This is a genomic window from Agrobacterium sp. SUL3, from assembly GCF_001263295.1.
Taxonomy (GTDB): domain Bacteria; phylum Pseudomonadota; class Alphaproteobacteria; order Rhizobiales; family Rhizobiaceae; genus Agrobacterium; species Agrobacterium tomkonis.
In genome coordinates, this window is record NZ_KQ414505.1 from 175256 (window position 1) to 198344 (window position 23089).

The 23089-nt window shown below is 59.2% G+C and carries 25 protein-coding genes and 1 other RNA gene; 22 read left to right on the forward strand and 4 right to left on the reverse strand.

The window, feature by feature from the left end; all coding sequences use genetic code 11:
- Window positions 1-21 precede the first annotated feature (21 nt).
- Window positions 22-2004, reverse strand: a complete 1983-nt coding sequence (gene tkt, locus AKG12_RS15230) for a transketolase (RefSeq protein WP_052819449.1) — start codon at window positions 2002-2004, stop codon at window positions 22-24.
- 325 nt (window positions 2005-2329) lie between these two features.
- Between tkt and AKG12_RS15235 the strand changes: the two genes are divergently transcribed.
- From AKG12_RS15235 to AKG12_RS15260, 7 genes are all read left to right on the forward strand, one after another.
- Window positions 2330-2602 carry a DUF4164 domain-containing protein gene (locus AKG12_RS15235; protein WP_046799912.1) on the forward strand — a complete coding sequence of 91 codons (273 nt, stop codon included), beginning with the start codon at window positions 2330-2332 and terminating at the stop codon, window positions 2600-2602.
- Between the two features lie 10 nt (window positions 2603-2612).
- Window positions 2613-2990, forward strand: a complete 378-nt coding sequence (locus AKG12_RS15240; protein ID WP_046799911.1) for a cell division protein ZapA — start codon at window positions 2613-2615, stop codon at window positions 2988-2990.
- Between the two features lie 79 nt (window positions 2991-3069).
- Window positions 3070-3228, forward strand: a non-coding RNA gene (ssrS, locus tag AKG12_RS29400) — 6S RNA.
- 231 nt (window positions 3229-3459) lie between these two features.
- Window positions 3460-4722 (forward strand): hemolysin family protein, encoded by a 1263-nt coding sequence (locus tag AKG12_RS15245; protein WP_046799910.1) that lies wholly within the window; start codon window positions 3460-3462, stop codon window positions 4720-4722.
- Window positions 4722-5339, forward strand: coding sequence for a 5-formyltetrahydrofolate cyclo-ligase (locus AKG12_RS15250; protein WP_052819450.1), 618 nt, complete (start codon window positions 4722-4724; stop codon window positions 5337-5339). Before AKG12_RS15245 ends, AKG12_RS15250 begins: the two co-directional genes overlap by 1 nt.
- Before the next feature lie 70 nt (window positions 5340-5409).
- Window positions 5410-6234: a TIGR00282 family metallophosphoesterase gene (locus tag AKG12_RS15255; protein WP_046799908.1), complete on the forward strand. Its 825-nt coding sequence runs from the start codon at window positions 5410-5412 to the stop codon at window positions 6232-6234.
- Between the two features lie 119 nt (window positions 6235-6353).
- A complete protein-coding gene (locus tag AKG12_RS15260; protein WP_052819451.1) occupies window positions 6354-7196 on the forward strand; it encodes an MBL fold metallo-hydrolase in 843 nt (280 codons plus the stop codon).
- A 51-nt stretch (window positions 7197-7247) separates the two neighbouring features.
- Here the strand turns inward: AKG12_RS15260 and AKG12_RS15265 are convergent, their stop codons facing one another.
- Window positions 7248-7751, reverse strand: a complete 504-nt coding sequence (locus AKG12_RS15265) for a pyridoxamine 5'-phosphate oxidase family protein (RefSeq protein ID WP_052819452.1) — start codon at window positions 7749-7751, stop codon at window positions 7248-7250.
- A 199-nt stretch (window positions 7752-7950) separates the two neighbouring features.
- Here AKG12_RS15265 and AKG12_RS15270 point away from each other — a divergent pair, with 199 nt between their 5' ends.
- On the forward strand, window positions 7951-8697 hold the full coding sequence (locus AKG12_RS15270; RefSeq protein WP_052819453.1) for a YebC/PmpR family DNA-binding transcriptional regulator: 747 nt from the start codon (window positions 7951-7953) through the stop codon (window positions 8695-8697).
- A gap of 55 nt (window positions 8698-8752) precedes the next feature.
- Here AKG12_RS15270 and AKG12_RS15275 read toward each other — a convergent pair whose 3' ends face one another.
- Both AKG12_RS15275 and AKG12_RS15280 read right to left on the reverse strand, forming a co-directional pair.
- Entirely contained in the window at window positions 8753-9754 is a 1002-nt protein-coding gene (locus AKG12_RS15275; protein WP_046799904.1) for an LLM class flavin-dependent oxidoreductase, read from the reverse strand.
- Window positions 9755-9882: 128 nt separating this feature from the next.
- Window positions 9883-12192 (reverse strand): methyl-accepting chemotaxis protein, encoded by a 2310-nt coding sequence (locus AKG12_RS15280; protein WP_052819454.1) that lies wholly within the window; start codon window positions 12190-12192, stop codon window positions 9883-9885.
- Window positions 12193-12441: 249 nt separating this feature from the next.
- Here AKG12_RS15280 and ruvC point away from each other — a divergent pair, with 249 nt between their 5' ends.
- The 14 genes from ruvC to ybgF all read left to right on the forward strand — a co-directional run bounded on the left by ruvC (window position 12442) and on the right by ybgF (window position 23083).
- Window positions 12442-12954, forward strand: a complete 513-nt coding sequence (ruvC, locus tag AKG12_RS15285; RefSeq protein ID WP_003523217.1) for a crossover junction endodeoxyribonuclease RuvC — start codon at window positions 12442-12444, stop codon at window positions 12952-12954.
- A gap of 29 nt (window positions 12955-12983) precedes the next feature.
- Window positions 12984-13601, forward strand: coding sequence for a Holliday junction branch migration protein RuvA (ruvA, locus tag AKG12_RS15290; RefSeq protein WP_046799902.1), 618 nt, complete (start codon window positions 12984-12986; stop codon window positions 13599-13601).
- 127 nt (window positions 13602-13728) lie between these two features.
- Window positions 13729-14769 carry a Holliday junction branch migration DNA helicase RuvB gene (ruvB, locus tag AKG12_RS15295; protein WP_052819455.1) on the forward strand — a complete coding sequence of 347 codons (1041 nt, stop codon included), beginning with the start codon at window positions 13729-13731 and terminating at the stop codon, window positions 14767-14769.
- A gap of 52 nt (window positions 14770-14821) precedes the next feature.
- On the forward strand, window positions 14822-15040 hold the full coding sequence (locus AKG12_RS15300) for a hypervirulence associated TUDOR domain-containing protein (protein WP_082178892.1): 219 nt from the start codon (window positions 14822-14824) through the stop codon (window positions 15038-15040).
- Window positions 15041-15083: 43 nt separating this feature from the next.
- On the forward strand, window positions 15084-15662 hold the full coding sequence (locus AKG12_RS15305; protein WP_052819456.1) for a DinB family protein: 579 nt from the start codon (window positions 15084-15086) through the stop codon (window positions 15660-15662).
- Window positions 15662-16189, forward strand: coding sequence for an NUDIX hydrolase (locus AKG12_RS15310; RefSeq protein ID WP_052819685.1), 528 nt, complete (start codon window positions 15662-15664; stop codon window positions 16187-16189). Before AKG12_RS15305 ends, AKG12_RS15310 begins: the two co-directional genes overlap by 1 nt.
- Window positions 16186-16722, forward strand: a complete 537-nt coding sequence (locus AKG12_RS15315) for an NUDIX hydrolase (protein ID WP_052819457.1) — start codon at window positions 16186-16188, stop codon at window positions 16720-16722. Before AKG12_RS15310 ends, AKG12_RS15315 begins: the two co-directional genes overlap by 4 nt.
- Window positions 16719-17159 carry a tol-pal system-associated acyl-CoA thioesterase gene (gene ybgC / locus AKG12_RS15320; RefSeq protein WP_045019133.1) on the forward strand — a complete coding sequence of 147 codons (441 nt, stop codon included), beginning with the start codon at window positions 16719-16721 and terminating at the stop codon, window positions 17157-17159. The genes AKG12_RS15315 and ybgC overlap by 4 nt, the downstream gene beginning before the upstream one ends.
- A gap of 261 nt (window positions 17160-17420) precedes the next feature.
- On the forward strand, window positions 17421-18140 hold the full coding sequence (gene tolQ / locus AKG12_RS15325) for a protein TolQ (protein WP_003497570.1): 720 nt from the start codon (window positions 17421-17423) through the stop codon (window positions 18138-18140).
- A gap of 61 nt (window positions 18141-18201) precedes the next feature.
- Window positions 18202-18663: a protein TolR gene (tolR, locus tag AKG12_RS15330; RefSeq protein ID WP_003506238.1), complete on the forward strand. Its 462-nt coding sequence runs from the start codon at window positions 18202-18204 to the stop codon at window positions 18661-18663.
- Between the two features lie 9 nt (window positions 18664-18672).
- Window positions 18673-19842, forward strand: a complete 1170-nt coding sequence (gene tolA / locus AKG12_RS15335) for a cell envelope integrity protein TolA (RefSeq protein WP_052819458.1) — start codon at window positions 18673-18675, stop codon at window positions 19840-19842.
- Window positions 19843-19862: 20 nt separating this feature from the next.
- Window positions 19863-21170 (forward strand): Tol-Pal system beta propeller repeat protein TolB, encoded by a 1308-nt coding sequence (gene tolB, locus AKG12_RS15340; RefSeq protein ID WP_052819686.1) that lies wholly within the window; start codon window positions 19863-19865, stop codon window positions 21168-21170.
- Window positions 21171-21380: 210 nt separating this feature from the next.
- Window positions 21381-21911, forward strand: coding sequence for a peptidoglycan-associated lipoprotein Pal (gene pal, locus AKG12_RS15345; RefSeq protein ID WP_046799894.1), 531 nt, complete (start codon window positions 21381-21383; stop codon window positions 21909-21911).
- A 158-nt stretch (window positions 21912-22069) separates the two neighbouring features.
- Window positions 22070-23083, forward strand: a complete 1014-nt coding sequence (ybgF, locus tag AKG12_RS15350; protein WP_046799893.1) for a tol-pal system protein YbgF — start codon at window positions 22070-22072, stop codon at window positions 23081-23083.
- Window positions 23084-23089: the final 6 nt, after the last annotated feature.

A 23089-nucleotide genomic window follows, 5' to 3' on the forward strand; every position in this document is an offset into this window, starting at 1 on the left:
AATGGTGAGGGCTTGGGGCCCTCACGCGAGTTTTGCCTCGACTGCGGCGACAACGGCTTCCGCCGTGATGCCGAAGTGCTTGAAGAGATCCTTCGCCGGCGCGGACGCACCGAAGGAATGCATGCCAACGAAAGCGCCGTCGGAACCGATGAAATAATCCCAGCCCTGGCGGATGGCGGCTTCCACCGCGATTTTCACCGGCGCCTTGCCGATTATGGCATTGCGATAGGTTTCCGGCTGTTCCTTGAAGAGTTCAAAGCAGGGAACGGAGACGACGCGGGCCGAAATGCCGTTGTCCTTCAGGGTTGCAGCGGCTTTCAGCGCCACTTCGACTTCCGAACCGGAGGCGAAGATCGAAACCTTCGCGTCGCTTGCCGATACGAGCTCGTAAGCGCCGTAGGCGGAAAGGTTCTTTTCTTCATATTCCTTGCGCGAAGGCGCCAGGTTCTGACGGGTAAGCGCCAGTGCGGACGGGCGATGCTTCTGCTCGAGAGCCAGCTGCCAGCATTCCGCCGTCTCGGTTTCATCCGCCGGGCGGAAGACGAGAAGGTTCGGAATGGCGCGAAGGGCAGCGATCTGTTCCACCGGCTGATGGGTCGGACCGTCTTCGCCGACGCCGATGGAATCATGCGTCAGAACGTGGACGACGCGGATGCCCATGAGGGCCGCAAGACGGATCGACGGACGGCAATAATCCGAGAAGATCAGGAAGCCGCCGGCATAGGGGATGAGACCGCCATGCAGCGCGATGCCGTTCATGGCCGCTGCCATGCCGTGCTCGCGGATGCCGTAATGCAGGTAACGGCCTGAGAAGTCGCTCGGCGTGATGGACTTCATCTGGCTGGTCTTGGTGTTGTTGGACGGCGTCAGGTCAGCCGAACCACCGACCATTTCCGGCAGGATGCCGTTGATGACTTCGAGCGCGTCCTCGGAGGCCTTGCGGGTGGCAACCGTCGGATTGTTTTCGATGATCTTCTTCTTGAAGGCATCGATGGAGCTGTCGAAATTGCCGGGCAGGTCGCCGGCGAAACGACGCTTGAATTCGGCCTTCTTGCCGGCTTCAGCGGCTTCGAGGCGGGCTTCCCAATCCTGGCGGGTCTTGGTGGAGCGCAGGCCGGCGAGACGCCATGCATCGAGCACGTCTTCCGGAATGACGAAAGCTTCGGCTTCCCAGTTGAGGCTCTTGCGCGCAGCGGCGATTTCTTCGGCGCCGAGCGGGTTGCCGTGCACCTTGTGGGTGCCCTGCTTGTTGGGTGCGCCGAAACCGATCACGGTCTTGCAGGCGATGAAGGTCGGGCGGTCGGATTTCTGCGCGGCTTCGATGGCGGCGGCAATCGCGTCCGGGTCATGGCCATCGACGCGGATGGTGTTCCAGTGAACGGCCTGGAAGCGGGCAATCTGGTCGGTGCTGTCGGAAAGGCCAACTTCACCGTCGATGGTGATGTTGTTGTCATCCCAGAACAGAACGAGCTTATTGAGCTTCAGGTGGCCGGCAAGCGCGATGGCTTCGTGGCTGATGCCTTCCATGAGGCAGCCGTCGCCGCAAAGCACATAGGTGAAGTGGCTCTGCAGGTCGGAACCGAACTCCTCTTCCAGCTTGCGCTCAGCGATTGCCATGCCGACGGCGTTGGCGATGCCCTGTCCGAGCGGGCCGGTGGTGGTTTCGATGCCGGTCGCATGGCCATATTCGGGGTGGCCGGCGGTCTTGGAGCCGAACTGACGGAAGCGCTTGATCTCGTCGATCGTCATGTCCTCGTAGCCCGTCAAATAGAGCAGCGAGTAAAGAAGCATCGAACCATGGCCCGCCGACAGCACGAAGCGGTCACGATCCGCCCAAAGCGGCGCCTTGGGATCGAATTTCAGGTAACGGGTGAAGAGAACGGTGGCGACATCAGCTGCGCCCATCGGCAGACCGGGATGGCCTGAATTGGCCTTCTCCACTGCATCCATGGCAAGAAAGCGGATCGCATTTGCCATCCGGTTGTGTTTGTCGCGAGAAATCATGGCTTTTCCGTCTGTTTCCGGGTGAAAGGAGATAGTTTTACGCAACTATCCAAAAAGCGGGTTGATCCATAGCAGGTGAGGCCGGCAAGTCAATAAATCCACGGGCGTTTGCGGTTCGCTCCGGGAGAAAAAATCGTTTAGAAAACCGGGTGTCCTGACAAAATTCGTGCGATATGGGCCGGCGTCTCTTCGTTCATCCACAGAGCAAAACGCCTCAATGCACTGGTTTGATTGACGGGATGATAAATCGGGTAATAACCTCGTGATTGTTGAAAAGGCCTGAAACCGGACGATTCGCCCGGTGGCGTGCGAGTTGGAAAAAACGATGTCGGCTGAGAAGACCGTACAATCTGCGCTGACGGAGCTGAATGCTGCCATCACAAATCTCGAAAATGCCATCGATATGCGTATCGAGCGGCAAAGGGAGACGGGCGAGATCGATAATGAGGTCAAACGGGTCCATGTCGACCGCGCCAGGCTGGCGCAGGAACTGGATCAGGCCGAGTTTCGCGCCAACCGTCTTGAAGAAGTCAACCGCGAGGTTTCCCGCCGTCTGGTGACGGCGATGGAGACGATCCGCGCGGTGCTGGATCGATAGGAGCGGTTTCATGGCGCAAGTCACTGTTATGATCGACGGCAAGGCCTATCGCATGGCCTGCGAGGCAGGGCAGGAAGATCACCTGACCGATCTTGCCACGCGTTTTGACCGTTATGTCGGGCACCTCAAGAGCCAGTTCGGTGAAATCGGTGATCTCAGGCTCACCGTCATGGCCGGCATCATGGTGATGGACGAGCTTTCCGAAATCAACCGCAAGCTCGAGAAGCTGGAAGGCGAAGTCACTTCCCTTTCCCGCAACCGCGATGGCATGGCCGAGCACAAGGCGAAATCGGACGAGATGGTGGCGCTTGCCATCGGCGATCTGGCTGACCGCCTGAACGGAATAACCGACAAACTGCTGGCCCGGCCGAAGCCCGCGGCGCATTGATTGGCTGAAGAGTTCTGAGGCGGCAAAATTTCGCACCGCGCCCTCTGGCGGTTTTCCCCGATCCGTCCTATATCTTGGATGCGTTCTGCGCTTCCCGACAGGAACCACAATCCCTGGGGCCATACTCGATCCAAAGGGAGCTGTCCCTGGCCAGTCCCGTGGGGCTGGACACACGGTGCCCACCTACTTTTGTAGGCACCCAGGATCGTAAATCTCCATCGGTCGCCGTGGATCGCGCTTGAAGTTTCGGGTCAACCCCGGTTCTTCACCTGATTATTTTATCGTCGACAGTTATTTTTAACTACTGCCGGGAACGGCTTTTTTATAGTGCCGTCATTGCAATGGCGGAACAATTCCCTATTATCCGGATTGGTATGTCTGTCATGCCCTTTTTATAGAAAGGGCGCTGCGGCCAAAACCGCGACGTGCCGTTCAACAGCCCAAAGAGCTAAACTTGTTTACTGAAATTATGATCGTGGTCCTGCTCACCGTATTGAACGGTGTGCTTGCCATGTCCGAGCTTGCCGTTGTCTCCTCCAGACCGGCGAGGCTCAAGGTGCTTGCCGCGCAAGGCAGCAGAGGCGCCACCATGGCGCTCGGCCTTTCCGAAAATCCCGGACGCTTTCTTTCCACAGTGCAGATCGGCATCACGCTGGTCGGCGTTCTGTCCGGTGCATTTTCCGGCGCCACACTCGGCGCCCGGTTCACCGCATGGCTTCTGGAGCAGGGCGTTCCGGATCGTGCCGCCGATGCAATCGGTGTCGGCTCGGTGGTTGTCGCCATCACCTATCTGTCGCTGATCGTCGGCGAGCTGGTGCCCAAGCAGATCGCTCTGCGCGATCCCGAAAAGGTTGCCGCGCGCGTTGCGCCCACCATGGTGATGCTGTCGCGGGTCGGCGCGCCGCTGGTATGGCTGCTCGACAAGTCGGGCAAGGCCGTTCTTGCCCTTCTCGGCCATAGCGGCGAGTCCAACGCGTCGGTGACCGACGACGAAATTCGCACCGTTCTGGCCGAAGCGCACAGCGCTGGCGTGATCGAGACCGAGGAATCGGCGATGATCACCAGCGTCATGCGTCTTGCCGACCGTAATGCGCGTGGCCTGATGACGCCGCGCCGTGACGTGGAAGTGGTGGATATCGAAGACAGCGCGGAAGAAATCCGCGAGCAGCTTCGCGGCACGCAGCGGTCGCGCCTGCCTGTGCGCAACGGCGCTTCCGATGAAATTCTCGGCGTGCTTTTCGCCAAGGACGCCTTTGATGCGCTTGCCTCCGGCAAGGAGCTGGATGTGCGCGAGCTTCTGCGCGAAGTTCCTGTCGTCTCGGATCTGACCAGCGCCGTGGACGTCATCCAGTCGCTGCGCCGTTCAACGGTGCATATGGTGCTGGTCTATGACGAATACGGCCATTTCGAAGGTATCGTCAGCTCCGGCGACGTTCTGGAGGCCATCACCGGCGCGTTCCAGGAAGATAATGACGAGGAGCCGGCAATGGTCGAGCGCGAGGATGGTTCATTCCTCGTCGCCGGCTGGATGCCGGCCGATGAGTTCGCTTACCGAATGGGATTCCAGATCGACGAGGATGCCGAGTTCGAGACCGTTGCCGGTCTGGTGCTGGATGAGTTCCGTCGTTTGCCGGAACTGGGCGAGCACATCACCCGCAACGGCTGGCGTTTCGAAGTCATCGACCTTGACGGCCATCGTATCGACAAGGTGCTCGTGAGCCGGGCCGCCTGATGTCTGGCGACATTGCCGAAAAAGCGAGACTGCGCGGCGAAAGGCTTGCCGCGCGTGATGCGCTGACGCAGGCCGAGCGGCAGGAAAAGAGCCAGGCGCTGACCGCCCATGGCGCATCCACCATCCCCTTTGCGCCGGGCGCGATCATTTCCGGTTTCATGCCGATCCGTTCCGAGGCCGATATCCGGCCGCTGATGGAGGCGCTGCGGACAAAGGGCGGGCGTCTTGTGCTTCCCGTTGTGCTGGACCGCGAAACCATCGTTTTTCGCGCCTTCGACGCGGACACCACATTGGTGAAGACCGGCTTCGGCACGACCGGGCCGGGGGCGGATGCGGATGTTCTCGATCCGGATATTCTGCTCGTGCCGCTGTCTGTCTTTGACGCGCATGGTCAGCGTATCGGTTATGGCGCGGGCCACTATGACCGCGCCATTGCGCGATTGCATGGCAAGGGTCGGAGCCCCGTTCTCATCGGTGTCGCCTTTGATTGTCAGGAAGTATCGTTGGTGCCGGCGGAGCCGCATGACGTGCCGCTTGATGCAATTCTGACGGAGAGCGGCCTGCGCTGGTTTTCCGCACGGCGGTCGATGCCCGATCAAGGGCAAAAGGCGCTTTAGCACTTTTTAAAACACGGATTACCCGCTAGAGGGACGCAATCCAAAGAACATACGCAAAACGGGGCGGTGAATGAGACTTCTTTTTCTCGGAGACATGGTGGGCAAGACCGGACGCACGGCGGTCTGGGACAGGTTGCCGGGACTGATTTCCGATCTGAAGCTCGATTTCGTCATCGTCAACGGTGAAAATGCCGCCGGCGGTTTCGGCATCACCGAGGATATTTATCTCGAGACCATCAATGCCGGCGCCGATGTGGTGACGACGGGCAACCATGTCTGGGACCAGAAGGAGGCTGTTTCCTTCTGCGAGCGCCACGACCAGTTCCTGCGTCCCGCCAATTATCCTGAGGGTACGCCGGGCAAGGGCTCGGGCATTTTTTATGCCCGCAACGGCGCGCGTATCCTCGTCGCCAACATAATGGGCCGCGTCTTCATGCATCCGGAACTGGACGATCCCTTCAAGTCGGCCGAGACTATTCTTGCCGCCTGCCCGCTGAAAGAGCAGGCCGACGCCATCATTTTCGATTTTCATGCCGAGGCAACCAGCGAAAAACAGTGTTTCGGCCATTTCGTAGACGGCCGTGCGAGCTTCGTTGTCGGCACCCATACGCATGTTCCAACGGCGGATGCGCAAATCCTCAATGGCGGCACCGCCTATATGTCGGATGCCGGAATGTGCGGTGATTATGACAGCTCGCTCGGTATGGAGAAAGAAGAGCCGATCAACCGTTTCATCTCCAAGATGCCGAAGGGGCGCTTCGAGGCGGCAAGCGGGCCGGCGACGATCTGCGGCGTCGGTGTCGAAATTTCCGACCGCACCGGACTGGCTGAAAAGATTGCGCCACTGCGCATCGGACCGCGGCTCTCCGAAACCCTTCCGTCTTTCTGGGCCTGACCTTCCTTCAGCGTGAATGCTCACAATGACGAGATTGTGAGCATTCCCACAGCTCTTGCAACTGGACGCCTTGCAAAACCTGTCTCATCCTCTGCCCTTCGCAAGTTCAGGGGAGTGGCATGATGCTGCGTGTGCTAATGCTTGCAATAACGGGACTGCTCACCTGCGCGGGAGCGGCCTTCGCCCAGGCGGAAAGTCGCCCGCCCGTCAGCCAGTGCCAGGCGATTGCCCGCAATATTCCCGGTGTGATGTTCGCCAGTTTCAATCCACCCGGCGTTCAGCTTGCCCAGGCCGCTTCCCGGGAAGAAGTGAAGATCAGCTTTATCGGCCATTCCACCTATCTGATCGAAAGCCCCGGCGGGGTGACGATTGCCACCGACTATAATGGCGTCTATCGCCCGCCCGTCACCCCGACGGTGGTGACGATGAACAGGGCGCATTCGACCCATTTCACCCTCAATCCGGATCCAGCCATTCAACACGTGCTGCATGGCTGGAGCGATACGCCGGGCGAAAAGGCCGAGCACAGGGTTCTGGTGGGCGATGTCTATATCCGCAATGTCGCGACCGATATCCGCAACCGCTGGGGTGACTATGAATCCTTCCAGGAAAACGGCAATTCCATCTTCATTTTCGAAGTTGCAGGACTGTGCATAGGCCATCTCGGCCACCTGCATCACGAATTGACGGATACGCATTATGCCGAAATAGGCCGTCTGGATGTGCTGATGGTTCCGGTGGATGGCGGCCTGACCATGGGGGCTGACAGCATGAGCCGGGTGGTGAAACGCCTGCGCTCCGCGCTGATCCTGCCGATGCACCGCACCGGGCCGCCGCTCGAGCAGTTTCTGACAATGTTTGGTGAAAGTTTCCAGATTGCCTATGCCGCCGATCCGGTGATCCGCGTTTCAATGAGAAACCTTCCCCGCCAACCGCAGATACTGGTGCCGAAAGGCATGTAGCAGGCGGTGGGCGAGGAAGGCCGGGGGAGCCCGGATAATCAGGTGTCGGAATCAAGCAAAGTTGAGGTGCTGGCGGACACCGACGTCGGGTGTCTTGTCATCCGACATGTTGGCCTTGGCGATTTCCCAGCCGAATTTCAGCGTGCTGTCGGTTGACGCCCAGATGTCGGCATCATCGACGTGAAGCGCAAGCATCGTCAGCTGCGGATCGGCCTTGCCATGTTCGAACCAGGCGGCAGTGACGGAATTCCAGTATTCGTCGATCTTCGCCCGGTCGTCACGCGCTTCCAGAATGCCGGAGAGGCAGGCGTGGTAATCATGGTCCTTCCCGACGAGGCAGAAATGCGCACGCGAGCCTGACTTCAGCGATTTTACGAGATCGGTGTCTTTTTTGGAGAAAAACCAGATGGTGTTGGTTTTCGGGTCAGCATGAGGCGCCATGGGCTGCATATGGTTGTGCAGGCCTTCCAGACCGAGCATGCCGGCATGGACGGAATTGATCTCGTCCCAGAGCTGGCGGGCCGGGGCTTCTCTTGCTTCAGTCAGGCTGACCATGTGTTTTCTCCTTCCGGTCTGTTTTGCTACGACGGCGAGAAATCCATGCCCTCATGTGCCGCGTTCATGATCAAAACGAGAAGCGGATAAATCAGTTCCTTCTATTGTTGACGGAAGAGAAAGCGCTTGCGGGGTTGAACGGCGGGCGTATCGCACTTATAAGGCCCGCAATCTCCAAATTAAGACAATCAGGTTTTCCATGGCTGGTCATTCACAGTTCAAGAACATCATGCACCGCAAGGGCAAGCAGGACTCCGTACGGTCCAAAATGTTTTCCAAGCTTGCGCGTGAAATCACCGTTGCGGCAAAGGCGGGCATGCCCGACCCGAACATGAACGCGCGCCTGCGTCTGGCAATCCAGAACGCCAAGGCCCAGTCCATGCCGAAGGACAATATCGAGCGCGCGATCAAGAAAGCTTCCGGTGCAGACAGCGAAAACTACGATGAAGTCCGTTACGAGGGTTACGGCCCGGGTGGCGTCGCCGTCGTCGTCGAGGCCCTGACCGACAACCGCAACCGCACCGCCTCCAACGTGCGCTCCATCTTCACCAAGGCCGGTGGCGCGCTGGGTGAAACGGGCTCCGTTTCCTTCTCCTTCGACCGCGTTGGCGAAATCACCTATAAGGTCGAAGTCGGCGATGCCGACAAGGTCATGGAAGCGGCCATCGAAGCGGGCGCCGACGATGTCGAATCTTCCGAAGACGGCCACACCATCATCTGCGGTTTCGAAGCGATGAACGAGGTTTCCAAGGCGCTGGAAGGCGTGCTGGGCGAAGCCGAAAGCGTCAAGGCCATTTGGAAGCCGCAGAACACGGTGCCGGTGGATGAAGAAAAGGCGCAGTCGCTGATGAAGCTCATCGACAATCTCGAAGACGATGATGACGTGCAGAGCGTCTATTCCAACTTCGAGGTTTCCGAAGAAATTCTCGCCAAGCTCTCCGCCTGACGTTTCAGATTTAATAAAAAGCCCCGGTAGCTCTCTCGCTCCGGGGCTTTTTTATTCAGGCCGCCTTCCTGATGGAACTCCGCACATCGGCGAAAATTTCCACGGAACGCAGCCGTTTTTCGATGTCATGGATCGGCATCGATACGATCAGTTCGTCTGCCTGCGTTTCGGCAAGGAAACCACCGAGATGACGCTCGATCGTTTCGGGCGAGCCGACGGCGGCGAAACGCAATGTATGCTCCACCGAGAAACGCTCCATCTCGTTCCAGTAACCGTCCATGCTGTGCACCGGCTTCGGGAACGGGGTGCGGACATTGCGGCGCAGATTGACGAATTGCTGCTGGGACGAGGTGAAGAGATGTTGCGCCTCCTCATCCGTATCCGCGCCGACACCCATCACACCCACCATCACATAGGGCTTGTCCAGCACTTCGGAGGGCTGGAAGCGCTCGCGATAGATATGGATCGCCTCCATCAGCATGTCAGGGGCAAAATGTGACGCGAAGGAATAGGGCAGGCCAAGTGCCGCGGCGAGATGCGCGCTGTATGTGCTGGAGCCGAGCAGCCAGAGCGGCACGTTGGAATTCATGCCCGGCACGGCGAGGATCGCCTGGTCTTGCTGTGGCGGGCCGAGGTAACGCTGCAGTTCGATGATATCCTGCGGAAAGTTCTCTGCGCCGGCATCGAGGTTGCGGCGCAGCGCCCGCGCCGTCCGCATGTCGGTTCCGGGCGCGCGGCCAAGACCGAGATCGACCCGGCCGGGCAACAGCGCCGCTAGCGTGCCGAACTGCTCGGCGATGACGAGAGGGGAATGGTTGGGCAGCATGATGCCGCCGGAGCCGACACGGATATGTTTCGTGGCCGCACCCACATGGGCGATGACGAGCGATGTCGCTGCACTGGCAATGCCCGGCATGCCGTGGTGTTCCGCTAGCCAGATGCGGTTATAGCCGTGGTCTTCGGCCTTGATTGCCATGCGGCGGGAATTTTCAAGCGCCGTGCTGACGCTCTCGCCTTCGCCGATGGGCGAAAGGTCGAGAATGGAAAAGGGGATCATCCGACGCTCCTGCGTAAATTCAAATCTTTGCTGCGGATGTAAGGCGCGTGTCCCGATTTACCATAGAAGTCGCATAGAATTGATGGATGGTTCAAAAAAATTGGGGCCTCCGAAGAGGCCCCCTTAACTCAGCCGGCCCGCCGGAATTGACGGGTTTTGCTCTGTCCCGCTGCTTGCCCGTCAGTGGCCAGCACGAATTGTCCGAGCCTGCCGTCCATCTCTCCCGCTTCGGAGGCGAGGTTATGAATGGCGGCTGTCGTTTCCTCCACCATGGCGGCATTTTGCTGTGTCATGGTGTCGAGGCTGGTGACGGTGCCATTGATTTCCGCAAGCGTTTGCGCTTCCTCGCGGGTCGATTCCATGATCTCCTCGATGCGGGAGCTGATGGTCTGTACATGCTTGCCGATGCCGGTGAGTGACGCGCCCGCCTTTTCGACTAAGACAACACCCGCGGAAACCTCGTCGGTGGAGCGTTTCAGCAGGCTGGAGATTTCCTTGGCAGCGGCGGCCGAACGCTGCGCCAGTTCACGCACTTCCTGTGCCACAACCGCAAACCCCCTGCCGGCGTCGCCCGCGCGGGCGGCTTCCACACCCGCATTCAATGCGAGAAGGTTCGTCTGGAAAGCGATTTCATCGATGACGCCAATGATCTGGTTGATCTGGCGCGATGAGGTCTGGATCGCCTCCATGGCGGCGATGGTCTGCTCCATCACGCGGCTGGATGCCGTCGCCTCCGTGCTCGCGTCATGGGCGATCCGCGTCGCCTGTTCGGCACGTTCGATCTGGTCGCGGACGGCCACGGTGATGGCCTTGATGGCGCTTGCCGTCTCGGTAATGGAGGCCGCCTGCCGCTCGGTGCGTTCCGCCAGCTGGTCGGCACCCACCCGCATTTCTTCGGAACCGCCACGAACGGCTGTGGAATTGCTGCCGATGGCCTGCATGGTTTCGCTCAGCCGGGCAAGCGCCGTATTGAAGTTGTGGCGCAGGCTTTCGAGATCGTCGGGGAATACGGTGTCGATACGATAGGCAAGATTGCCGTTCGCCAGCCGGTCCAGACCTTCGTCCAGAGACTGCACGACCATTTGCAGGGTTCCGGCCTCGGCCTCCCGTTGCGCAAGATGTGTGCGGCGGGCTGTTTCGGCTTCCTCCCGGGTGCGTGATGCGGTCTCTTCCATCTCCCGCTGCAGAATAAGCTTTTCACGGAAACTGCCGAGCGCACGCGCCATGCGGCCGATCTCGTCCTTCCGGTCCTGATTGCCGATCTCCGCATCAAGACGACCTGCCGCCACTTCGCCGGTCAGCCCGGCGAGCTTTTCCAGCGGGGCGAACAGGCGCCGTGCGAAAAAGGCCGTCGCCGCACACATGGCGGCCAGAACGCAAAGGCCGATCACGGCAAGTGTGCCGGCAATCGAGATGGAACCCGCGTTCAGCTCGCTGCGCAACATGCTTTCGACGGCGAGATATTTTTCACCTGCAAAGGAGAAGGGGCGGGCATAGGCATTGGCCTCGCCATCCGGGCGGTCGATCTTGGCAATCGTCATGCCGGCGGCGTTCAGCGCCTGTCCATGGAAACCGTAGATTGCCGGGTCGAGGCCGATGAGCTTTTCGCCCTGCTCGCCCAGAACCTTGCCATCCGCCGAAATGATTGCCGATTGTTCGGAACTGCCGGCCGCGATGCCCTTTGCGAGTATCTGGCTGAACACGTCCTCCTTGACGCGGAAGAGGACGATGCCCTTGAAGGCGCCGAATTTGACGACCGGAACGCCGAAATAAATACCGACCTCTTTTGTTGCGGCATCTATGCGCAGGCCGGAGAAACTGGTTTGCGCCATGTCGTTGACGGCTTTTTCGGCATTCGCGGCACCGCGTGTAAATGCTGCGCCGAGACCGCTTTCCGCCCAGACGCCGCCGGTCACGGTTTCCGCAAAGGCCGTTCCCTTCAGATAAGAGTAATAAACCGTGCCGGCCGGATCGATGAAAAGGACGTCGCTGAACGGCGTTCCCTGCAGATATCCGCCGATATCCGTCTGGGTCTTTTCATGGGTCGAATAATAAAAGCCGCTTGGGCTTTCCGGCTTGATCAGCTTTTCCTTTTCACCGAAGGGATTTTCCTTGACGAAGACACGCTGCAGTTCCGCCTTCGCGTCACCGGAATTCTTTTGTACGGTTGCCCAGCCGCTGCGCATGGAAACAACAGCAATTTGCAGTGCTTCGATCTTGGCGATGGAGTCCGCCTGCGTCTTCAGCTGTTCAAGGCGTTCCTGAAGCATGTCGCCACGGAAGACGAGAATGCTCTCCATGGATTTCGACGCCTGTTCTTCGAGAACGCCACTGCTGCTTTGATAACCGAGAAGGGTCAGAGCCCCGGTGGAGATTGCCATCAGCGCCAGGAAAATCACCAGCACTTTGGTGGATATGGAATGAAAACGATTCAGCATGGCCGAAGCAGCCCCCAATGCCGGATCAGTTCCCGCGCCATGCATGGATGGCGCCATCGGACGGCTGATATGGCGAAAATATTGTGCTGCGGATCATCATGTCCGCAGCTCCCCTTTTGTTGGTTTTGTGGGGGAACAATGCGGTACGCGGTTTAAGCAGAGGTAAATGCTGCATTGCAAATTTGAGCAATGTTGTCGTTTTGTTCACTTATCGCTGGCACGGTCGCAGCCGGAAAGATAAGGTAACTCATGCAAAAGACGATTCGAATCATCGGCATCGACCCCGGACTGCGGCGCACCGGCTGGGGTGTCATCGACACCCTTGGCAACAGCCTACGGTTTGTCGCTTCCGGCACGGTAACGTCGGATGGTGATATGGACCTCGCCTCCCGGCTCTGCCAGTTGCATGACGGGCTGGCGGACATCGTGCACAGCCACCAGCCCGATGAGGCGGCGGTGGAGCAGACTTTCGTGAACAAGGATGCGGTTGCCACGCTGAAACTCGGCCAGGCGCGCGGCATTGCGATGCTGGTTCCGGCACGAGCGGGATTGCCGGTCTTCGAATATGCACCGAACGCTGTGAAGAAGGCGGTCATCGGCGTCGGGCACGGCGAAAAGCAGCAAATTCACATGATGCTGAAAATCCTGATGCCGAAGGCCGAATTCAAGGGTAACGATGCAGCGGACGCGCTCGCCATCGCCATCTGCCACGCCCATAATCGCGGCGGTGACAGGATGCGGCGGCTCCTGGCGGCCGGTTGAATATAAGGTCTCATTGAGCGGGCGGCATCATGATCGGAAAATTGAAGGGCAGCATCGAGGAAATCGGCGCGGATTACGTGCTGGTGGATGTGCACGGCGTCTGTTACGTCGCCTATTGTTCGGCGCGCACACTGTCGAAAATCGGCTCCGTCGGGGAGGCGGTGGTGCTGTTCATCGAAACCTACGTGCGTGAGGACCAGCTGAAGCTGTTCGGCTTTCTGTCGGCGCTGGAGCGAGAGTGGTTCAACCTGCTGCAGAGCGTGCAGGGAGTGGGCTCGAAAGTGGCTTTGGCCGTCCTTTCCACGCTGTCGCCCTCCGAGCTTGCCAATGCCATCGCGCTTCAGGACAAGGTAATGATTTCGCGTGCGCCCGGCGTGGGGCCGAAAGTGGCGGTTCGCCTCGTGACGGAACTTCGCAACAAGGCGCCCGCTTTCGCCGGGGATGCTTCGGCGTCCATCGGGCTCAAGCAGGAGCTTGGGGAAGGCGTTGCTTCCGCGCCGGTTGCCGACGCAGTCTCCGCGCTCACCAATCTCGGCTATTCGCGTGACCAGGCCGCCAATGCCGTTGCCGCTGCGCTGAAGAATGGCGGCGAGGGCGGGGACAGCGCCAAGCTGATCCGGCTCGGGCTGAAAGAGCTTTCGCGGTAAGAATGGCTGGTAAGCGGGCGTGTAGCCCATACATATCCTGAATTTCGTGAAGCGCGTTGTTGCGATACTCATGATATAGCGGCGGCGGTTACCTGATGAATTCGGCTATAACAATGGAATGCCCTGAATGAGCGATGCGGAGAGACTGATTACCCCGGAAAAGCGCGGCGAGGATATCGACACCACGCTGCGTCCGCAGTCGCTGGACGATTTTACCGGCCAGGCAGAAGCCCGCGCCAATCTTAAGGTGTTCATCGAGGCCGCCAAGAACCGTGGCGAGGCGCTGGATCATGTGCTGTTCGTTGGCCCGCCCGGCCTCGGCAAGACGACGCTGGCGCAGATCATGGCCAAGGAGCTCGGCGTCAACTTCAAGTCGACATCCGGCCCGGTCATCGCCAAGGCGGGTGATCTTGCTGCACTTCTGACCAACCTCGAGGAGCGCGACGTACTCTTCATCGATGAAATCCACCGTCTCAACCCGGCGGTGGAAGAAATCCTCTATCCGGCAATGGAGGATTTCCAGCTCGATCTCATCATCGGCGAGGGACCGGCGGCGCGCTCGGTGAAGATCGATCTTTCCAAATTCACCCTTGTTGCCGCAACGACCCGTCTCGGCCTGCTGACGACGCCGCTGCGCGACCGTTTTGGCATTCCTGTCCGGCTGGCTTTCTACACGGTCGACGAACTGGAACTGATCGTTCGACGCGGCGCACGGCTTATGGGCCTCAATATGACCGATGAAGGCGCGCGCGAGGTGGCAAGGCGTGCACGCGGCACGCCGCGTATCGCCGGGCGGCTATTGCGCCGGGTGCGTGATTTCGCCGAGGTGGCGCGGGCGGAAGCCGTTACCCGCGAGATCGCCGACGAGGCTTTGACGCGGCTTCTGGTCGATAAAATGGGTCTCGACCAGCTGGATATGCGTTATCTCACCATGATCGCCGTCAATTTCGGCGGCGGCCCTGTCGGCATCGAAACCATCGCCGCCGGCCTCTCGGAGCCGCGCGATGCGATCGAGGACATTATCGAACCCTACATGATCCAGCAGGGTTTCATTCAGCGAACGCCGCGCGGGCGTATTCTGACGGCGACCGCTTGGAAACATCTGGGCATGCAGCCGCCGAAGGACCTTGAGGCGGCGCAGTTCCGACTGACGCTGGAGGAGGAGTGAGGGAACAAGCCCGGCGGGCTGGCATTTGACCATCTTTGGCAAGGAGATGATCATGTCGGCATTTCGCAAGGGAACGAAAGTTCGCTGGAATTGGGGTAGTGGCACCGGTGAAGGTAAGATTGTCGAGACCTTCACTGATGACGTTGAGCGCACAATCGCCGGCTTCAGGATCAAGCGGAAGGCGAGCAAGGACGAGCCCGCTTTTCTGATCGAACAGGAAGACGGCGCAAATGTTCTGAAAAGCCGATCGGAGCTTGAGCGGGCCGATTGAACAACGCCGCCATCCGCCATCCGGCGGTCACGGAGGGACGCTGATGCCTTACGATCCGCTGCGGATTTTCCGCAAACTCGCTCGCAACAACCGGTTGGCCAACTTTCGACTGCATCAGGCCTGTCTGCAGCTTTCGCAGGAAGCTTTCATCGCTCCGCGCGTCAGTTTTTTCCCCACTCTCAGGGCTACGCTGAACCACATCTACACCGTCGACCGCTTCTATATCGATGCCCTGCAGGGTGGAACGCTCGGTCTGGCCGCCTTTGCCGAAGATGAGCCCTTCGCCACCATGGCGGAACTGGGCAGCGCCCAGACGGAACTTGACGAGGTACTGATCGCCTTTGTCGACGGTTTGGATGAAGACGGCCTCGCGGCCACGGTCAATATCCATCGTGGCGCGCGTATCCAGCAGGATCGTTGCGACGATGTCCTCTCACATCTCTTCCAGCACCAGACGCATCATCGCGGGCAGGCGCATGCCATGCTGTCCGGCACGGCGATAAAACCGCCGCAACTGGATGAATTCATTGTGGGAGATGATGCAAAGGCGAGAAAAGACGAGATGGATGCGTTAGGGTGGACGGAAGATGATTTGATGTTTCCAGCCCACAGGCCAGCATGATGACGCATGATAACAAAAGCCAGGACACCCGCATCCGTATGAAATTCAAGCCGAAGCGCATCTTCCAGATGCGCGTTGCGGGCCTGGCGTTCCGTGATGGTCATGTGCTGGTGCACCGGGCATCGCATGAAAAATTCTGGACCTTTCCGGGTGGCCGCGCCGAAATGGGTGAGCGCTCGGAAGAAACGCTGGCGCGTGAAATGGTGGAGGAGCTTGGCGTCGAGGCCAAGGTCGGGCGGCTTCTCTGGGCAGTCGAAAATTTCTTCCATTATGAAAGCAAGGACTGGCACGAACTCGGTTTTTATTACCTGATGGACCTGCCGCAGACGCTGGCCTTTCATCCGACCGACATCATCCACCGCGTTCAGGATGGCGACAACGAACTGGAATTCCGCTGGGTGGCGGCAACCCGGCAGGCGTTGACGGAACTGGATATTCCGCCCTATTTCATCGCCGACGAAATAGAACACCTGCCTAAGACGACGAGACATCTCGTCTGGCATGACGGCGATCTGGATGACAAATGACTTTTGCCCCCGAACGCCATATGATCCGGTTGGACCGGAAACCGCAGCTTTTCAGCATGCGTGTGGCGGCGCTGATTTTCCAAAATGATCATATTCTCGTCCAGCGCGGCACCAAGGACAGTTATTGGGCCTTGCCGGGCGGACGGGCGGAAATCGGCGAAAGCTCCGAGGAAACCATCATCCGCGAGATTGGCGAGGAGCTTGAGCGAGATTGTTCGGTCGAACGCCTTTTATGGTCCGCCGAGAATTTCTTTGCTTATGGCGATTATGCCGCCCATGAGCTGGCGTTTTATTATCTGGTGTCGCTTCGCCAGGCTTTTCCCTTCCATGAAAGTGATGTCGTTCACCGGGTTCTGGATGGTGTCGAGGTGGAGTTCCGCTGGCTGCGTGCGCGATCTCCCACTCTGCGGGAGCATGATCTCAGACCTCGCTTTATTGCAGACCGCATTGAGGTGCTGCCGCCGCGACATGAACATTTCATCGTTCGTGAAGGCGACATCGATAGAGACGAATTTACCGAGGAGACATTATGAGCGAGCTTGTGGTTTCGCTTTCTGGCGAACTCATCGAACATGGGCACCGCCTGACGCAACGCGTCTATTATGAGGACACGGATTTTTCCGGCCTCGTTTATCACGCGCGCTACCTGCATTTTCTCGAGCGCGGCCGCACCGATTACCTGCGTTGCCTCGGCTGCGAGCAGAGCGCGCTTTTGACCGCTGACGAGGAAGGCCTTGTCTTCGTCGTTCATCGCATGGAGATTGATTTCAAGACCCCGGCGCGGATGGATGATGTGCTGACAATCACCACGGTGACCGAAAAGGCGGGTGGCGCGAAAATGGTGCTCAATCAGGAAATCCGGCGCGGCGAAACACTGCTTGTTGCCGCCAAGGTCATCATCGCCGTCATCAATGCCAATGGCCGGCCAAGGCGTCTTCCGGAGACGGTGGCGGAAAAATTCCTGAAGTAATTGACGGCCCCGTCGAGTAAATCCATCTGGCGTGGCCCGGCTGTAACACTCCTTTAACCATAATGGTGTCTTACTTTAGCAACTGGCATTTGTGCGGCGCACGCCTTCCTTTCACCAAATTTATTGGCAAGTAAGGCTTACTGGCAAGTATCGGGGTATGGCAAAGGGGTTAACGGCTGAGGCCGCATGACTTCGAGCGTTAACACGCGTTTGAATCGCCCGGTCCCGTACCGGGCGTTTGGATTCGGGGATTGGATATTTATGGAACAGGCAGGTTTGGCAGCGGCGACGCACGATGTAAGTCTCTGGGCACTGTTTATGCAAGCGGGCCTCATCGTGAAGCTCGTGATGATCGGACTTATCGCCGCCTCGGTCTGGACGTGGGCGATCGTCTTTGACAAATATGTGAGCTTCGGCAAGGCAAAGCGCCAGTTCGACCAGTTCGAACAGGTGTTCTGGTCGGGCCAGTCGCTTGAAGAGCTTTATCGCACTCTGGCGGAACGCCAGAATGGCGGTCTTGCGGCAATTTTCGTTTCCGCCATGCGGGAATGGAAAAAATCATTCGAACGCGGTGCGCGTTCGCCCATTGGTCTGCAGATGCGCATTGACCGGGCAATGGACGTGACGATTGCCCGTGAAGGCGAACAATATGAGGCCCGCCTCGGTTCGCTGGCTACCATCGGTTCGGCAGGTCCCTTTATCGGCCTCTTCGGTACGGTCGTTGGTATCATGACCTCGTTCCAGGCGATTGCCGGTTCGAAGTCCACCAACCTTGCGGTTGTGGCGCCCGGTATCGCTGAAGCGCTTCTGGCAACGGCCATCGGCCTTGTCGCGGCTATTCCGGCGGTTATCGCCTATAACAAGTTCACGGCCGACGCGCACAAGCTTTCCGCCCGTATGGAAGGTTTCGCCGACGAGTTCTCCGCGATCCTGTCGCGCCAGATCGATGAAAAACTTCAGACACGGCAGGCCGCCCAGTAAGCGGCCGCGCAACTTGCATGCTGTGCAATAATTTGCCGCAAGGCAAAATGGAGTAAATAGTATGGGTATGTCAGCAGGTGGCAGCGGCGGCGGTTCCGGTGGACGCCGGGGTGGGCGCGGCGGACGGCGCAAAGGCGGCGCGATCAGTGAGATCAACGTGACGCCGCTCGTCGACGTCATGCTCGTGCTGCTCATCATCTTCATGGTGGCGGCACCGATGATGACGGTCGGCGTGCCGATCGATCTGCCGCAGACATCCGCCAATGCGCTGAATTCGGACACGCAGCCGATCACGATTTCCGTCAATGCCAATGGCCAGATCCATTTGCAGGAGACTGAAATCCAGGCGGCCGAGGTGGCCGACAAGCTGCAGGCGATCGCCACGACAGGTTATAACGAACGTATCTTCGTACGCGCGGATTCCGTTGCCGCATATGGCGTCGTCGCCGATGTGATGGCGCGTATCCAGGCGGCGGGCTTCAAGAATATCGGCCTTGTGACCCAGCAGAAACAGGACAATTGACGTAAAACGATGAAGGGCAGCATCACCACATCCGCGATTGTGCATGCGTCGCTTCTGGCTTTCGCCCTGGTTTCCCTGGGCTCGCCGGAACCGCTAGACGTGTCGCAGGCCGAGGCCTTGCCGGTGGAACTGGTGCCTATCGAGGAGCTGAGCCAGATTCAGCAGGGCGACAAGAACGCTCCGAAAGCGGAGAAGTCGGCCCCTGTTCCGACCACGCGTCCTGACATCGTCGAAAACGCCCAGAATGTCGGCAATAACACGGCCGATATAGAAGCGCCGCCGACGCCGACCACAAAGCCCAATGACAATATCAGTGCCGCTGCCCCGCCAAAGCAGGAAAAGCCGCAGCCGGTCGTCGATACCAAGGCGAATGAAGTAAAGGAAATCGTCAAGGAAGAGACCTCGGCTCCGAAGCCGCAGGAAATGGCCGCCTTGCCGCAGACCAAGCCTGAAATCGCGCCGCAGCCGAAGACGGAGCCGCCGCCGCAGGAAACCAAGGCCGAAGAGCCGCCGCCCGCGCAGCAGGAGCCGGCCGAAATTCCCGTGCCGCAGAACGTGCCGCGTCCGAATTCCCGTCCTGAGCCGCCGAAGCCGGAAGAGCCGAAGCAGGCTGAGACCAAGCCCGCAGAGCAGAAGCCCGCTGAAAAACCGGCCGAGACCAAGCCCGATCAGGCAAAGTCCACCGACAAGCCTTCCGACAAGAAGCCGGGCGAGAAGAAGCAGGAGACGGCGAAATCCGCCTCGTCCAAGGAAAGTGATTTCAACGCCGACGATGTTGCAGCCCTGTTGAACAAGCAGGCGCCCTCCGGTGGCGGGGCGAAGCGGTCAACGCAAACCGCTTCGCTTGGCGGAAAGAAGACAACGGGCGGTTCTACGCTCAGCCAGACGGAAATGGATGCGCTGCGTGGCGCGATCCAGAAGAACTGGCAGATCATTCCCGGCATGGCGGATGCCTCGGACGTTCGCGTTCGGGTCACCATGAAGCTCGACCGTGATGGAACCATCATCGGCCGGCCCGAGATCGAGGCGACGGGTGGTTCCGAAGGAACGCGCCGTGCCCTTTCCGGCGGAGCCTATCGCGCCATCATGCGTTCTGCTCCGTTCACGAACCTTCCTGCCGACAAATATGACGCATGGAACGAAGTCGTTGTGAACTTCGATCCCAGTGAATTGCTATGAATGCTGAAAGGCCTGGCAACATGAAAATATTCTCGCCGATCCGGCTGGTGCTCGCTGTCGCGGCCCTCATGTCGGTTTTCTCCGCACCGGCTTTTGCGCGGGTGGAAATCAACATCAACAAGGGTAACGTCGAGCCGCTGCCCATCGCCATCACCGACTTCATGTCGAGCGACGGTATCGGCGCACAGGTCTCGGCGGTCATCGCCGCCGACCTGCAGCGTTCCGGCCTCTTCGCGCCGGTCAACAAGAGCGCCTTTATCGAAAAGATTACCAGCCCGGATCAGCAGCCACGTTTTGAAGACTGGAAGGTCATCAACGCACAGGCGCTCGTGACTGGCCGTGTGACGCGCGAAAGCGATGGTCGCCTGCGTGCCGAGTTCCGTCTGTGGGATACTTTCGCGGGCCAACAGATGACCGGCCAGCAATTCTTTACCCAGCCGGAAAACTGGCGGCGCGTCGCCCATATCATCGCGGATGCCATCTATGAGCGCATCACCGGTGAGAAGGGCTACTTCGACACCCGCGTCGTTTTCGTCTCCGAAAGCGGCCCGAAGACGGCCCGCAAGCGCCAGCTGTCGATTATGGATCAGGACGGTTTCAACGTCCGTAACCTCACCAATTCCAATGACATCGTTCTGACGCCGCGTTTCTCGCCGAACCGTCAGGAAGTGACATACATGTCTTTCGAGGGTCAGCAGCCGCGCGTTTACCTGCTGCAGCTGGAAACCGGACAGCGCGAAGTCGTCGGCAACTTCCCCGGCATGACGTTCTCGCCACGCTTCTCGCCGGATGGCCAAAAGGTCATCATGAGTCTGCAGCAGGATGGCAACGCCAATATCTACACCATGGATCTGCGTTCGCGCACCACGACTCGCCTGACGAACACGTCGGCGATCGATACGGCGCCGTCATTTTCGCCGGATGGTCAGCGCGTCGCCTTTGAAAGCGACCGTGGCGGCCGCCAGCAGATTTACGTGATGAATGCCGATGGTTCCGGCCAGCAGCGTCTTTCTTTCGGCGACGGTTCCTATTCCACGCCGGTATGGTCGCCGCGTGGCGATCTGATCGCCTTTACCAAGCAGTCGGGCGGCAAGTTCTCGATCGGCGTGATGAAGACCGACGGTTCGGGTGAACGCATTCTGACCAGCGGCTTCCACAATGAAGGCCCCACCTGGGCGCCGAATGGCCGCGTGCTGATGTTCTTCCGCCAGAATGCCGGTGCCGGTGGTCCGCAGCTCTATTCGATCGACCTGACGGGCTACAATGAACAGCTCATCAAGACGCCAACCTTTGCTTCGGACCCGGCATGGTCGCCGCTTCTGGACTGATATTGACTGCCATGGTGGCGCCGGCTCGTCCGGCGCCACCGTGTTTTTAAGCATGCCACACGGGAAAGCGCCTCTTTCTTGCCGCAAAATGTTGTGAGGGAGCAAAAAAGTGGGACATTTCCTTTCTGTTAACCATAAGCGTTTGCCGGCTATTAACCGCGATCAGTTAGTGTCTGGCAACGTTATTGAAATTCCAAGGAGAGACCGGCGATGAGCCGTACACACATTTCGGCACTCAGCCCGATGCAGAAACTGGCCCGTAACCCGGCTGTTATCGCCATGACGCTCGCGCTTGCCCTTGCAGGCTGCGCGAAGAAGAACATGCCGAACAATGCCGGTGAACTCGGTCTCGGTGGCGCAGGTTCCGCAACGCCGGGCTCCCAGCAGGACTTCACGGTCAATGTCGGCGACCGCATCTTCTTCGATACGGACTCGACCTCGATCCGCGCCGATGCGCAGCAGACCCTGCAGCGCCAGGCCCAGTGGCTTGCCCGTTACCCGAACTACGCCATTACGGTCGAAGGCCATGCCGACGAACGCGGTACGCGTGAATACAACCTGGCGCTCGGCGCCCGTCGTGCGGCTTCGACCCGTGACTTCCTGGCTTCCCAGGGCGTTCCGGCAAACCGTATGAAGACGATTTCCTACGGCAAGGAACGTCCGGTCGCCGTTTGCGACGACATCTCGTGCTGGTCGCAGAACCGCCGCGCCGTGACAGTTCTTGGTGGCGCGGGCATGTGATTGCCTGACGTTATTGTGATCTTGAATGGAAGGCGGTCTTTGGGCCGCCTTTCGTTTTTTTCATAGTTTGGCCGAAGTTAAGTTGCTTTTTTGGTTGATATGGAAAAAATCCGGCTTGCGCCATTCCGGTGCAAATCAGTTAAGGCAGGACGAATGAGATGAAGAAACTTGTCGTGGCGGGAATGCTGGGGCTTGCAGCCTGCACCGGCTTGAGCGGCATCGCCGTTTCGGGTCCGCTGTTCGGTGCGGGGGGTAGCTTCGGCACGATCAACTCTCAGCAGCCCCCGGTCATCCGGGTTCAGGCCAACGAAGCCTATCGGGTTCAGCAGCTTGAAGAGCAGATCCGGCAGCTCAACGGCCGTATCGAAGAAATGAGCTTCCAGCTTTTGCAGATGCAGGAAACGATCCGCAAGGCGCAGGAAGACAATGAATTCCGCTTCCAGGAACTGGAAAGTGGTAATGCCGGCGGCAAGGGCGCAAGTCCTACAGCGCCGAAAAAGAAGGCGGAGGCCAGTCCGGTAAGTCCGGCCACGCCGCCGACCGACGACGTTGCAACGATCATCGAAACGCCACCCGAGGGTGGCGCTTCCGTTTCGCCGTCTGCCCCATCCAATGCACCGACAGGTGCACCGGGAGAGACGACGCTCGGCTCTATCGAACTTGATTCCAAGGGAATGCCGATCGGTGGGACGCTCAATCAGGGCGCCAACAATTCTTCCGGCAGTCTTCCCGGTGTGACCACCGGCAATACGCCGCGCAAGACCGATCCGGTCAACACGGCGGCGCTGACCAGCGAGAGCGATATTTATCAGGCCGCTTACGGCCACGTTCTTTCCGGCGATTACAGGCTGGCGGAGCAGGGGTTCCAGCAATACCTGCAGGGTTATCCCAAAGGCACCAAGGCTGCGGATGCGAGTTTCTGGCTGGGCGAGGCGCAATATTCGCAGGGCAAGTTCAACGAGGCGGCAAAAACCTTCCTCAATGGTCATCAGGCCTATGGCAAATCGCCCAAAGCTCCGGAAATGCTGATGAAGCTCGGCATGTCGCTTGCAGCTCTCGACAATACCGAAACCGCCTGCGCCACGCTGCGCGAGGTGCCGAAGCGTTATCCCAGTGCGTCGAAGACCGTACTGAACAAGGTTGCAAGCGAACAGAAGCGGCTGAGCTGCTGATCTTTT

Excerpts from the sequence above, each read along its gene's own strand:
- ruvA (WP_046799902.1), top strand. The coding sequence starts at position 12,984 with ATGATCGGAAAATTGAAGGGCAGCATCGAGGAAATCGGCGCGGATTAC.
- AKG12_RS15315 (WP_052819457.1), top strand. The coding sequence starts at position 16,186 with ATGACTTTTGCCCCCGAACGCCATATGATCCGGTTGGACCGGAAACCG.
- AKG12_RS15255 (WP_046799908.1), top strand. The coding sequence starts at position 5,410 with ATGAGACTTCTTTTTCTCGGAGACATGGTGGGCAAGACCGGACGCACG.
- AKG12_RS15240 (WP_046799911.1), top strand. The coding sequence starts at position 2,613 with ATGGCGCAAGTCACTGTTATGATCGACGGCAAGGCCTATCGCATGGCC.
- AKG12_RS15275 (WP_046799904.1), bottom strand. The coding sequence starts at position 9,754 with ATGATCCCCTTTTCCATTCTCGACCTTTCGCCCATCGGCGAAGGCGAG.
- AKG12_RS15280 (WP_052819454.1), bottom strand. The coding sequence starts at position 12,192 with ATGCTGAATCGTTTTCATTCCATATCCACCAAAGTGCTGGTGATTTTC.
- AKG12_RS15235 (WP_046799912.1), top strand. The coding sequence starts at position 2,330 with ATGTCGGCTGAGAAGACCGTACAATCTGCGCTGACGGAGCTGAATGCT.
- ybgC (WP_045019133.1), top strand. The coding sequence starts at position 16,719 with ATGAGCGAGCTTGTGGTTTCGCTTTCTGGCGAACTCATCGAACATGGG.
- ruvC (WP_003523217.1), top strand. The coding sequence starts at position 12,442 with ATGCAAAAGACGATTCGAATCATCGGCATCGACCCCGGACTGCGGCGC.
- AKG12_RS15250 (WP_052819450.1), top strand. The coding sequence starts at position 4,722 with ATGTCTGGCGACATTGCCGAAAAAGCGAGACTGCGCGGCGAAAGGCTT.
- AKG12_RS15300 (WP_082178892.1), top strand. The coding sequence starts at position 14,822 with ATGTCGGCATTTCGCAAGGGAACGAAAGTTCGCTGGAATTGGGGTAGT.
- tolR (WP_003506238.1), top strand. The coding sequence starts at position 18,202 with ATGGGTATGTCAGCAGGTGGCAGCGGCGGCGGTTCCGGTGGACGCCGG.
- AKG12_RS15260 (WP_052819451.1), top strand. The coding sequence starts at position 6,354 with ATGATGCTGCGTGTGCTAATGCTTGCAATAACGGGACTGCTCACCTGC.
- ruvB (WP_052819455.1), top strand. The coding sequence starts at position 13,729 with ATGAGCGATGCGGAGAGACTGATTACCCCGGAAAAGCGCGGCGAGGAT.
- tolA (WP_052819458.1), top strand. The coding sequence starts at position 18,673 with ATGAAGGGCAGCATCACCACATCCGCGATTGTGCATGCGTCGCTTCTG.
- AKG12_RS15265 (WP_052819452.1), bottom strand. The coding sequence starts at position 7,751 with ATGGTCAGCCTGACTGAAGCAAGAGAAGCCCCGGCCCGCCAGCTCTGG.
- tkt (WP_052819449.1), bottom strand. The coding sequence starts at position 2,004 with ATGATTTCTCGCGACAAACACAACCGGATGGCAAATGCGATCCGCTTT.
- AKG12_RS15245 (WP_046799910.1), top strand. The coding sequence starts at position 3,460 with ATGATCGTGGTCCTGCTCACCGTATTGAACGGTGTGCTTGCCATGTCC.
- tolB (WP_052819686.1), top strand. The coding sequence starts at position 19,863 with ATGAAAATATTCTCGCCGATCCGGCTGGTGCTCGCTGTCGCGGCCCTC.
- AKG12_RS15305 (WP_052819456.1), top strand. The coding sequence starts at position 15,084 with ATGCCTTACGATCCGCTGCGGATTTTCCGCAAACTCGCTCGCAACAAC.
- ybgF (WP_046799893.1), top strand. The coding sequence starts at position 22,070 with ATGAAGAAACTTGTCGTGGCGGGAATGCTGGGGCTTGCAGCCTGCACC.
- AKG12_RS15270 (WP_052819453.1), top strand. The coding sequence starts at position 7,951 with ATGGCTGGTCATTCACAGTTCAAGAACATCATGCACCGCAAGGGCAAG.
- tolQ (WP_003497570.1), top strand. The coding sequence starts at position 17,421 with ATGGAACAGGCAGGTTTGGCAGCGGCGACGCACGATGTAAGTCTCTGG.
- pal (WP_046799894.1), top strand. The coding sequence starts at position 21,381 with ATGAGCCGTACACACATTTCGGCACTCAGCCCGATGCAGAAACTGGCC.
- AKG12_RS15310 (WP_052819685.1), top strand. The coding sequence starts at position 15,662 with ATGACGCATGATAACAAAAGCCAGGACACCCGCATCCGTATGAAATTC.